The organism is Halomonas sp. ND22Bw (assembly GCF_003011945.1).
GTDB classification, from domain to species: Bacteria; Pseudomonadota; Gammaproteobacteria; order Pseudomonadales; family Halomonadaceae; genus Halomonas; species Halomonas halophila.
Genome location: NZ_PXWD01001349.1, coordinates 1 through 253, shown reverse-complemented (window position 1 = coordinate 253; position 253 = coordinate 1). Strand labels below are relative to the sequence as shown.

The following is a 253-nucleotide window of genomic DNA, read 5'->3' as shown; positions in this document are numbered from 1 at the left end:
CCAGCCGTGCGCGGTGACGACGATGTGGGGGTCGTTGCGCGGCGTCGTCACCGGCCCGTCCAGACGCGCCACGATGCGCGACGCCGCGCCCTTGGCCGCCGTGGAATGACAGGCGATGATCGACTTGCCGCCCTCCGACCCATAGGCCCCGCGCACGAAGTCCAACTGGCCGCCCGCCGCCGTGAACTGGCGTCCGTTCAGGAACTCCGAGCAGCAGGCGCCGGACAGGTCGATCTGAAGCGTGGCGTTGACC

1 protein-coding gene is annotated in these 253 nt (G+C 70.8%); it reads right to left on the bottom strand.

Features of this window, described 5'->3' with window-relative positions; translation table 11 throughout:
• A partial coding sequence (locus CVH10_RS22580; protein ID WP_369335981.1) for an acetyl-CoA hydrolase/transferase C-terminal domain-containing protein occupies positions 1-253 on the bottom strand: 253 nt, incomplete at both ends.